Annotated in this window: 10 protein-coding genes; 3 read left to right on the top strand and 7 right to left on the bottom strand. The window is 57.5% G+C overall.

The annotated features are described in order from the left end of the window. Nucleotides 1-43: 43 nt before the first annotated feature. A complete protein-coding gene (locus ACP0GE_RS02855) occupies nt 44-628 on the top strand; it encodes a TetR/AcrR family transcriptional regulator (RefSeq protein WP_424830490.1) in 585 nt (194 codons plus the stop codon). Nucleotides 629-690: 62 nt separating this feature from the next. On the opposite strand, the gene ACP0GE_RS02850 is transcribed toward ACP0GE_RS02855, so the two are convergent. Next, nucleotides 691-1,821, bottom strand: a complete 1,131-nt coding sequence (locus ACP0GE_RS02850) for a thiolase family protein (protein ID WP_424830489.1) — start codon at nt 1,819-1,821, stop codon at nt 691-693. Beyond that, nucleotides 1,814-2,140 (bottom strand): Zn-ribbon domain-containing OB-fold protein, encoded by a 327-nt coding sequence (locus ACP0GE_RS02845; protein WP_424830488.1) that lies wholly within the window; start codon nt 2,138-2,140, stop codon nt 1,814-1,816. The genes ACP0GE_RS02850 and ACP0GE_RS02845 overlap by 8 nt, the downstream gene beginning before the upstream one ends. A gap of 239 nt (nt 2,141-2,379) precedes the next feature. Between ACP0GE_RS02845 and ACP0GE_RS02840 the strand changes: the two genes are divergently transcribed. Next, the gene (locus ACP0GE_RS02840) at nt 2,380-3,570 is read left to right on the top strand and encodes an FAD-dependent monooxygenase (protein ID WP_424830487.1); all 1,191 of its coding nucleotides are present in this window, start codon (nt 2,380-2,382) and stop codon (nt 3,568-3,570) included. 39 nt (nt 3,571-3,609) lie between these two features. After that, nucleotides 3,610-4,410 (top strand): enoyl-CoA hydratase/isomerase family protein, encoded by an 801-nt coding sequence (locus tag ACP0GE_RS02835; protein WP_424830486.1) that lies wholly within the window; start codon nt 3,610-3,612, stop codon nt 4,408-4,410. A gap of 119 nt (nt 4,411-4,529) precedes the next feature. Here ACP0GE_RS02835 and ACP0GE_RS02830 read toward each other — a convergent pair whose 3' ends face one another. The 5 genes from ACP0GE_RS02830 to ACP0GE_RS02810 all read right to left on the bottom strand — a co-directional run bounded on the left by ACP0GE_RS02830 (nt 4,530) and on the right by ACP0GE_RS02810 (nt 10,794). Next, on the bottom strand, nt 4,530-5,486 hold the full coding sequence (locus ACP0GE_RS02830) for an NAD(P)H-dependent flavin oxidoreductase (protein ID WP_424830485.1): 957 nt from the start codon (nt 5,484-5,486) through the stop codon (nt 4,530-4,532). Between the two features lie 55 nt (nt 5,487-5,541). Further along, nucleotides 5,542-6,849 carry a TRAP transporter large permease gene (locus tag ACP0GE_RS02825; RefSeq protein ID WP_424830484.1) on the bottom strand — a complete coding sequence of 436 codons (1,308 nt, stop codon included), beginning with the start codon at nt 6,847-6,849 and terminating at the stop codon, nt 5,542-5,544. Between the two features lie 18 nt (nt 6,850-6,867). Continuing rightward, nucleotides 6,868-7,296, bottom strand: a complete 429-nt coding sequence (locus ACP0GE_RS02820; protein WP_424830483.1) for a TRAP transporter small permease — start codon at nt 7,294-7,296, stop codon at nt 6,868-6,870. Nucleotides 7,297-7,384: 88 nt separating this feature from the next. Further along, on the bottom strand, nt 7,385-8,410 hold the full coding sequence (gene dctP / locus ACP0GE_RS02815) for a TRAP transporter substrate-binding protein DctP (protein ID WP_424830482.1): 1,026 nt from the start codon (nt 8,408-8,410) through the stop codon (nt 7,385-7,387). A 284-nt stretch (nt 8,411-8,694) separates the two neighbouring features. Continuing rightward, nucleotides 8,695-10,794 carry a 3-hydroxyacyl-CoA dehydrogenase NAD-binding domain-containing protein gene (locus ACP0GE_RS02810; protein ID WP_424830481.1) on the bottom strand — a complete coding sequence of 700 codons (2,100 nt, stop codon included), beginning with the start codon at nt 10,792-10,794 and terminating at the stop codon, nt 8,695-8,697. Nucleotides 10,795-10,807: the final 13 nt, after the last annotated feature.

Raw genomic sequence — 10,807 nt, 5'->3', positions numbered from 1 at the left:
ACTGACCGGGAATCCACAAATCGACGATCCGCGTACGCGGCTCTTGAAGGTCGCAGTCCAGATATTTTCCCAGTACGGCTATGATGCGGTTTCCACCGGTGATGTGGCGCGGGCCGCAGATTTGTCCCAGCCCATGGTGCATTATCACTTCGGATCGAAAGAGCAGTTGTGGAAGGCGGCGATGACCTTCCTGATGCGCGACCTGGGTCGGCGATTCCCCAATGACTCGGCGGACCTTAAGGATCTTGATGCGGTCAGTCGGCTGAAGGTCATAACGCGGCGATTTATCCTGATGAGCGCGCATGATTCCACGCTGTCGAAAATCATCGTACATGAAAGCCTGGCAGATGGTGAGCGCCTGCGCTGGCTGGCACAAAGCTTTGTAAAGCAAGGTTTTATCGATTTCGATCAGGCCATTGCTGAAGGCAAGTCTTCGGGGCAAGTCAAGGGTATTCCGACCTACGTTGTCACCAACGCGATTGTATCTGCGTCGTCCTTCACCTTCTGCTTCAAGGCGCTGGTGAAGCTGTCTTACGAGGTCGATATCAGCAAGGAAGAGCGCATTCAGGAAATGGCCGACGGGATCATGGAGATTCTCTTCAACGGCCTGTTGAACAACGAAGCCTGACAATTCGGAACCCGAAAAGTCGGGTTCCGTAGACAGCACTGCCCAAGACTAGACATCTGAAATCATGCGTCGACCCGCGTGACGATCTGAGTAATGCAGGTCGACCCCGCCCCCAGCAGATGGCAGATGCCAACCTTGTCGCCGTGATCGCGGAACCGTCGCAGGGACTCGATATGCTGGAAAATGCCCGAGGGACCAGCGGGGTGGCCGCGCCCGATCAGCCCTCCATCGGTTGAAAACTCAGGCAAGCCGAATTTTTCACGCGACCCGGGGCCAAATGCGCCCTGCTCAAGCAGTTTTTCGGTTTCGCCGACCTTCGAAAATCCGAACAACTCACAATACACAAGCTCTTCGATCGCAAACCCGTCATGAACTTGAACGATATCGACGTCCTTGGGCTCATAACCCGCGCTATTGAGCGCTTGCGACGCGGTGGTTTGGCTGATGGCAGGCGGGCCAACGACCTGACCCTCGATGACGTGATCCGGGCCTGAATAGACTTCACTCTGCGCTTCGCTTGCGTCGATGCGCGACATTGGCCATTTTGCGCCCGGCAACCGCTTAAGGCCCTCACGCGATGCCAGAACAATTGCTGCGGCCCCAAAAACCCAAGGGGTGCACATCATTGCAGTCATAGGTTCAGCGACCATTTTTGAGGCCAGAACCTCGTCTACCGTGACCTCATGATCGGCCCGGCGTGCGGCGTGTGGGACGTTACGCGCATAGTTCCAGTTTTTCGCAGCAACCATCGCGAAATGCTCGGGCTTCGTGCCGATTTCATGCATGCGCCGCTGCGCCCACATGGCAAACAAGGCTGGCGGCGGCAGGAAACCTTGTGCGGCCAGGGGATCCTCGCCATTGCTCGGCACGTCATATCCCAGCACCAGCACCACGTCGGCTCGACCCGCTTGAATCGCGTTCATTGCTTCATGCACGGCCGCCAATCCGCTGGCCGACGCATTGAACAGCTGGAAAACCGGCTTGCCGGTCAGGCCCAAATCCTTGGCCACATGCACAGCCCAGGGCGAAGACGGCAACGCAACGCCTGCATAGGTCGCATCCACATCCGCGAACGTGGCACCGACATCCTCAAGTGCCGCAACCGCCGCGCGGCTGGCCAGTTCTCGGCCGGTACCAAAGGCGTGTTTGCCAACCGGGACGCAGCCCGTTCCCGCCACAAAAATCTCAGACACGGGCAAAACTCCACTTCTTCTCGCCATCCTCGGTGACATCGACAACCAGATGGTATGTCGCGCCGATCTCGTGATCTTCGCCTTTCAATAGCGCCTGAATGCGAACCCCTTCGGGCAGGTCGATCTGGCCAAAAGATTTCCGTGCGAACCGGGTCCAGCTATACAGCGTACCTTTGCCGGTCAGCTCAACTCGTTCGCACCGCCGCAGTTGACCATCAGCGGACAGGTCTCGAAACGGAAAGAAAACGGCACCGGTCTGCGGGTCACGCGACCCCACCAGACGCTCGGGGTTCAAAAGGACATCTTCGTGATTGGGCATGCTGCCTCCGATCTGGAATCGGGCAAATCGTAACCTCGCGTGCACATTAAATCAATAGACTAATATATTTATTGATGCGATTGCCTTCAACTATGCCACCGCAATACATTATTTATAACAATAGTCGTCCACGCACTGCGATCACAAAACAAAGTTGCCAAAAGTTCTCAATATATTATATTGATCTATAGAATTTTGTGAAAAACACTGTGATCGGCGTGGCAACGGGAAGGCAGCGCATGAAACCGAAAGTACTAGTTGCCGGTGCAGGGATTGGCGGCCTGGCTGCAGCACTTGCATTGCGTAAAGAAGGGTTCGAGGTTGTGGTCGTCGAACAGTCGCGGCGACTGGCAGAGGTTGGTGCTGGAATACAGATCAGCCCAAACGCCAGCCGTGTTCTGAACTGGCTGGGGCTTGAAGAAAAGTTTGCGCAGCGCGCGGTAATCCCGGAAGCACAGATCGCATATGATTGGCAAAGCGGTGAGCGCCTGTATGCGCGGCCGATGAAGGACAAGGTGATGTCCCGGTATGGTGCAAACTATTATCAGGTGCACCGCGCCGATCTGCACAGCACCCTGACCGAGGCTCTGGGTTCAGAAAACATAACGCTTGGTTTCACGATTGCTGCCGCACGGCAGGACGAAAATTCCGTCTATCTTCAATCTGTGGATGGGCGTGAGGTGTCCGGCGATCTGTTGATTGGTGCGGATGGCCTGAAGTCTGTAGTGCGCAAGGCGGTGAACAACGCCGCCGATTCACCGGTTTACACAGGCATGACCGCCTTTCGCGGAACCTTTCCGGCAACTAAAATTCCGGAGGGGATGCTCCCCACGGCGTCCAATAACTGGATGGGGCCGAACGGGCATGTCGTGTCCTATTACCTGCGCGGTCAGGCCCTGATCAACGTAGTCGGTATCATGGAGATTGCCGAACCCACAACGGAAAGCTGGTCGGCCGAAATTCCTCGTGATGAACTGATGCAGATCTTTGATGGTTGGCATGACACCGTCCTGAACCTTCTTAGCGCTATCGACCAGCCGTTCCAGTGGGGCCTTTATGGACGTGCGCCGCAGTCGGTCTGGGGTCAGGGGCGTATCACATTACTGGGCGATGCCGCGCATCCGATGGTTCCCTTTTTGGCGCAGGGTGCTGGGATGGCGTTGGAGGATGCGGCCATTCTGGCCCGATGTCTTTCTGCCAACCTGGCGGATCCCATACAGGCGATGCGCCGGTATGAAGACTTGCGCCGGGACCGGACAGCCCGTGTGCAGCTGGGCGCATTGGCGCGGGGCAATGAGATGCACGAAACGGATCAGGCCAAGATCGCACACCGAAATGCCTCGTACCGCGAAAGCCAAGCGGACGAAGACATGTTGTTTCAGGTCTTCGACTGGATCTACCGCTATGACCCGTTGCGCGCGGCAGGATGAAACCGACACACCCGAGAACCCTTCGAGCAGGAGCAAGCCATGGGACAATCCCGCACCGAATTTGATGTTGATGATACAGGCATTGTCACGCTGACCCTCAACAACCCGGATACACGGAATGCGTTGGACCGCCCGATCTGCGAAGACCTGCATGCCGCGTTCGACCGGATCGAGAATGATGACAGTCTTGCCCATGTGCGCTGCGTCATACTGACCGGTGCCAATGGCGCGTTTTGTTCCGGGGTCTATCTGGACCCCCGACTATTTTCCGACCCTGACTTTTCGCTGGACGACAACGTGCCTGCTGAGCTTACCTTCGGGCTAGCGCACAAGCTTCGCAATTGCCGGGTGCCGGTTGTGGCGGCTGTCGAGGGCGGCGTAGCCGGTGCGGGGACGAGCATAGTGATGGCCTGCGACTTTGCTGTTGCCAGCGATACCGCCAGTATCTCGCTTGCCTTCGTCGCGCGTGGTCTTGTGCCGGATTTGGGTGCCACGGCGATGCTGGCCGAGAAGTTGGGCCGTTCCGGCGCAATGAAGTTCGCACTGACCCGTGATAAAGTCAGCGCAACAGAGGCCCTGGACTTAGGCCTGGTGCAGGAGGTAACCGCCCCTGAGGCGCTGCACGATACCGTCCTGTCTTATGCCAGAAAGATTGCAAAATTCCCGCCGCTGGCTGTTGCGGGCACGAAACGGTTGCTTTGGGCTGCTGCTGACACCCCATTTGCCGAACAACTTGAACAGGAGCGTATCGAGCAGGACCTTCTGGGGCAAAGCGAGGATTTTCAGGAAAGCGTCGCGGCGTTTCTGGAAAAGCGAAAGCCTCAGTTCAAGGGGCGGTAACCGGTTGGGGCTAAACTCAGCCAGCTAAATCAGGAATCGCACCCTAAAATTCAGTGAAACTTGAGGAAATGGAGCGGTAGAGAGCAGTGACCGCTCCATTTCCTTTCATGCCTGCGCCATCAAGCGGCGTAGGTTTGAAATCGCCGGATCGTATCCTGATATTCTGCTCTAAGACGCTGGATGACATCTGCTGCAGATTCGACAGTGGTCGCCGCGCCAACGCCCTGCCCTGCGGCCCAGATATCTTTCCAGGCCTTGCTGCCGGGCTTCAGCTCGGACCCCAGATCCACCCTGCCCGGGCTAATAAGAAGCTCGGGATCCACGCCTGCCGCCTCAATGCTTTGGCGCAGGAAGTTGCCGGGAATACCCGAGATTGCATCGGTATAGATGATGTCTGCAAGTTCAGCTTCAAGCATCATTTGCTTATGCTTGCCTGGTGCCATGCTTTCCACCGTGGGAATAAAGCGGGTCCCCACATAGGCGAAATCCGCACCGGCAGCGACAGCCGCCGCCACCCCTTGCCCGCTCGTGATTCCGCCTGCCAAACCGACCAGCCCGTCAAAGAAGCCGCGTACCTCTTCCAGAAACGCAAAGGGGTTGGCCAGGCCACCATGCCCGCCAGCGCCAGCGCAGACCAGAACCAGCCCGTCAACTCCTGCCTCAACTGCCTTTCTTGCATGTCGAATGTTCACGACATCATGCAGCACGATGCCACCATAAGCGTGCACGCGATCGATGACTTCGGGCACCGCGCCCAGCGATGTGATGATCACTGGCACTTTGTTTTCGATGCAGACCTCAAGGTCCGCCTCTTGTCTGGGGTTCGAGCTATGCACGACAAGATTCACGCCGTAGGTCGGATTGGCACCTTCCGACGCATCCAGATTTGCACTGATCTCCTTCAACCAGGCATCAAAGCCTTCGGTCGTCCTCTGATTGAGGGTTGGAAAGCTACCCACAACGCCGTTCCGGCAACAGGCCGTCACTAGATCCGGGTTCGACACCAGAAACATAGGCGAAACGATCAGGGGCAGATCGGACCTGGACAGCCCAAGGGATTCAAGTGATGCGGTCATTTTTGATCCTCTTACGTATCGGAAAGGTCCTGTGCCGATCTGAGCTGCATGCATTCTACCTCAGAAGCTGCGGCAGGAAGGTTGCTGCTGCGGGAAACAGGATCAGCAGTGTAATCCTGACGACATCCGCCATGATAAACGGCGTTACCCCACGGATAATCGTCTTCAGCGCAAGATGCGGCGCAACCGCCCGCATGACGAACAGGTTGATTCCGATCGGCGGCGTAACGGCTGCGATCTCGATAATCATCACGTTGATAATGCCCCACCAGATCGGGTCATACCCCAGGTTCAGGATCAGCGGGAACACAAACGGCAGCGTCAGAACCATGGCTGCAACCGCTTCGAAGACCGCACCTAATACCAGATAGATCAACAGCAGCGAGAAGATGATGCCCAACGGTGGCAGCCCTGCATTCGAGATCGTATCGACCAGAATGTTCGGCGCGTCTGTCAGCGTCACAAAGTAGCTGAGCGTATGAGCGCCCACAACCATGACAAAGATCATGCCGGTGGTGGCCGCTGTCTCTTTGAGGATTCCGGCCAGTGTCTTCCAGCTTCGGGCTGACGAAAACACCCAGAAAACCGAGGTGACGAATACACCGACCGAGGCCGCCTCGATCACCGTAAAGACGCCCGCGTAGATCCCGAAAGTCACAAGAACGATGATCGTTGCCGCGCGCCAAGCCGCGCGGATGGACGCCCAGCGACCGGACCAGCCCACACGGTCGCCCGCCGGGGCCGCCTCGGGGTTGCGGTAGGCCACAATTCTGATCGCGATGAAGTACAGTATGACCGAGATGATGCCCGGGATCACCCCCGCTGCAAACAGATCCAACACGAATTGCTCGGTCAGAACGGCATATAACACCATGATGATGGACGGCGGGATCAGGATACCCAACGAGCCACCGCCCGCAATCGAACCCGCCGCAAGGCTGGATGAATAGCCCCGTTTTTCCATCTCAGGCAGCGCGATCTTGGCCATTGATGCTGTGGTCGCAACTGACGAGCCGCAGATTGCACCAAACCCGGCACATCCGGCGACGGTCGCCATAGACAGCCCCCCGCGACGATGGCCGATAAAGCTGCTGGCAGCGTTATAGATGTCCGAGGAGATCCCGGCAGATGCGGCAAGGCTGCCCATCAGAAGGAAAAGGGGTATCGATGCCAGATCCAGGCTGGATATCGCACTTGCGGGTTCAACCGCCAGCAAGGACAACGCGGGCCCCACACCCAGGATCATGCTTGAGCCCACGACCCCTACAATGGCCATGGAGACCCCGATTGGCACATGCAAGGCGATCATGCTGAACATCGCCAGCATACCGCAGGCCAGCCATAGAATTGGTTGATCTACCATCAATCCATTCCCTGTCTTCTATTCAACCGTTCCGGACGGCGTCGTTAATGGAGAGAAGAACATGCCCGGCACGGACAGTGCGAACCCCAAAGAGACCCCGGCCCAAATCGGCCATATACTGATCCCGAATTGCACGGTTGTGCGGCCTGTTTCATAAAGCTCGAAGGTGTATTCGGTCACTTTCCAGGTAATCACCGCAAGCAAGGCCGCTGTGATCACGCGGGCAAGAAGTTCAAGAGCCCGGAAAACCGCAGAGCCCAGCCAATTCCCAAGAAACTGAATGGACAGATGCGCGCCCTGCATCGCCGCAGCCGGAAATGAAAGGCTGAGTGCAAAGGGGACCAGCAACTCACCCAGATCAGGAATCCAATGCAGAGGTGAGTTGAAGATATAGCGGGCGATCACATTGACGGTAATGAAGGCCACATAGACCATCAAGGTTGCCATGGACAAAACCGCAATGGTGTTTGCCAGGCGATCCCGCCAGGGATGTTCCCGCGGCAGAAGGGGCGTGAGCCCCTCCTGTGTTCTGTTATCAGCTTCCGGCACGGATTTCTTCCAGTGTCTCGACAAAGTAGTCGTACACCTTCTGGCGTTCCGGATCACCGTCGATCCAGACGTTTTCAACGTCTCCGATGCGACCAAGGAAATCGGCCATCACTTCGTCGGTCACCACAAGCTCGGTCTCGCCTTCGCGGCTGTAGATCCGCTCCGCTGCCTCTGCGTTTCCGCGGGCAAAGCCTTCGCCGGCGAATTTGGCAAAATTGGCATAACCATGCTTACGGAAGGCCGCTTTGGCCGGTTCAGGAAGACTGTCCCAGGTGTCCTTGTTCAGCGGCAGCAACAGGCCAACAGCGCCCATCGGAACGCGGATATGGCTGTTGGTGGCGTCTTTGACACGGAAAGATTCAAGCGCGATGTGTCCCATCACTGTGGCGTCGGCTGTACCGCGGCTGATCCCTTCGGCCACTTCCGTCGCCCGCAGGTTCGATACCGCCGTACCACCCAGCCGGTTGATCGCTTCGATCTGAGGCTTACCGATGGCGCGGATGCGCAATCCTTTCAGGTCGTCAAGGCTGGTGAACTCCGACGTGCCATGGAGCGAATTAACCTCGGATGAGAAGACGCCCACCATCTCAACGCCTTCAGGTGTCTCGATGATCCCATCCTCGACCGCACGCTGCAATGCGATGGCACTTTCTTCGACGTTCAGAACCAGTCCGGGGATTTCGGTAACGCCCCAGTTTGGAAATGCGCCCGCGGTGTAGGACGGCACAACAAAGGCGATGTCGGCAATCCCGTCCTGAACCAGCTTAAGCTGCTCGCTTGGGTTTCTGCCCAAAGTTCCGCCGGGGAACGCCTTGTAGTCCAGCGTGCCTTCACTGTCGGCAACAACCTTGTCAAGAAACGCGATCATGACCTCATCATAGTTGAAGCCTTTTGCCGGCGTGAATGACGCGAATTTAAGCGTGACCTTCTCGGCCGCCACGCTTGTCGCGGTTGACAAAGCCACCGCAATGGCCAGTCCGAGCGCGGACGCACCCATTTTCAGTACTTGCATTTGGTAACTCCTCCCATTTGCAGATTAAGAACTCCTGACCGGGCTGGTTTTTCTACAGAGTGCCGGTTTAGCTTTCTTTCGGTCAAATAGAGCGATTTATTTTTTCCCTCTACCTGCAGTCTGAATGCCTACCCTCTGACCTCCGACCCTGACAGTTTTTCAGATTACATTGTTGCGACCCTCAAAACCCACTACTGACTTATAGGTTATCTGCCCTCATCCTCTTTTCTAAGGATGGATGAAAACAATCTATAAGTCAATATATTTAATCTATAGCAACCACTTCATACCGCATGAAACCGGTCGCCGCTTTCAGCCATCTTGCGCAGCGTTTGCGGCACTGCGAACCGGCCTCCGTAAGTGTCAGCCAAGGCATCACATTCGGCCACAAACCGTTCTGCGCCCAAAGTATCGACATAGGATAGAACGCCACCCATACCCTTCGGGAACATCCAGCCAATGACCGACCCAACATCCGCATCCGAGGCATTAGTCACGATTCCGTCTTCCATGGCGCGGACTGTTTCCAAGGCCTGCGCGTGCATCAGTCTTTGAGTGATGGTTTGCTGGCTCAGCGGTGCACCGTTTGCAGGGAACAGCTCGGCGATTCCATTCCAGGGCTGCGGTTTATCCTCGGCATAGTCATAGATCCCGGCCCCGTCTCGGCGTCCGGTTCGCCCTGCTTCTGTCAGCCGTTCCAGCGCCTCGATAGCCCGGTTCCCGTTTACGATGGGACGTGACGCATCGCTGAAGGCGCTACGGAAGATGTCGGTCAGCAAAGGCAGACCGGTCATATCGTTCATCGTGCAGGGGCCGATGATCATGCCAAAGTCCGTCGCGGCCTGGTCGATTGCCTGCGGATCGACCCCTTCGGCGATCAAAGTCATCGCCTCGCCTGTATAGGCGGCAACGACCCGGCTGGTGTAAAAGCCCAGCCCGTCATTTACCACAACAGGTGTCTTGCGCATGATCTTAAGCAGATCCAGCGCCCGCGCCAGCGTGGCGTCGGTTGTTTTCTCGCCCCGGATGACTTCGACCAGCGGCATCCGCTCAACGGGACCAAAGAAATGGGTGCCCAAAAAGTCCTCGGGTCGGGCGCAATAGCTGGCAAGTGTTGTGATAGGCAGGGTCGATGTGTTCGACGCGATCGGCGCCCCGGGCCGCATTGCCGCGCTGAGCTTGGTGAAGACGTCGGCCTTGACCGCCTCGATCTCGACAACGGCTTCGATCGCGGCATCGATATCGGACAGGTTGTCATAGCCCACCTGACCGGTCACGCGTGCAACGATGGCATCGGCTTTGTCTTGCGGCATGCGCCCTGCTTTGACCTGCCGGCCCGCCGTTTTGGCGATAAATCCAAGCCCGCGGTCCAGTGCGGCCTGATCAACCTCGATCAGACGAACGTTCACGCCCATGGAAGCTGCGGTAAAGGCAATTCCGCTGCCCATGGTGCCGCCGCCGACGACTGCAATCGTATCGATCTTGTAGGTCGGCTCATCCTGCGGGCGCATCCGGATCGCCTTGGCGTCATTCATAGCAAAGAACATCGTGCGAATTCGATTCTTCGCGGCATCCGAGACGACCAACCCGGCGAAAGCCTCGGCCTCGATATCCAGCGACGTCTCAAAATCGGCAACGAGGCCACGCGCCACGGCATCAACAATTGCAGGTTCCGCAAGATCCGGCGCAGCAGTGCGTTTCTGCGCCCGCGCCCGCGCTTTTTCCAGCAGCGATTGATCCTCATCAGACAGTTCCGTGGATCCCTGGCCGTCCCAAGGCTGCGACGGTGCCACTGTCCTGGCCAGCGAAACGGCGGCATCGACCAGATCGGCATGATCTACGACCTGGGACACCAGCCCGATTTCAAGCGCTTTGTCTGCTTTGATCGGACGACCGCTGGTCAGTATCGGCAGCGCTTCGGCCAGACCAACCAGCCGGGGCAGACGCTGAGTTCCGCCTGCACCTGGCATCAGACCAAGCGTGACTTCGGGCAAACCCAAAAGCGCCGTGTGATCGGCCACCCGGGCATGGCAGGCAAGCGCCAACTCCAACCCTCCGCCCAATGTCGCGCCGTTCAGCGCGGCAACGACAGGTTTGCCGCCGGTTTCCATGGCGTGCAATGTCAGGCGAACCCCGGCGACCATGCCACGCGCCACATCCGGGTCGGTTACCGCGCGAAGCTCGCGCAGATCACCGCCTGCAACAAACCCCTTCTTGGCCGAAGCCAGCACAACGCCCGTGACAGTGTCATCTGCCAAAACGCCTGACAGAGCAGCGGCAAGGGCATCCAGAGCCTCTTGCGATTTTGTATTGACGGGCGAGCCCGGCTGATCCCATGTCAGAACGGCAATACCGTCCCGGTCTTCGCGTTTGATAATCGTCATCTGTCTGCTCATG

The sequence above is a fragment of the Ruegeria sp. genome, from assembly GCF_965243365.1.
Classification (GTDB): domain Bacteria; phylum Pseudomonadota; class Alphaproteobacteria; order Rhodobacterales; family Rhodobacteraceae; genus Ruegeria.
Note: the sequence above shows the minus strand (reverse complement) of the source record. Positions and strands in the feature narration are given on the sequence as shown.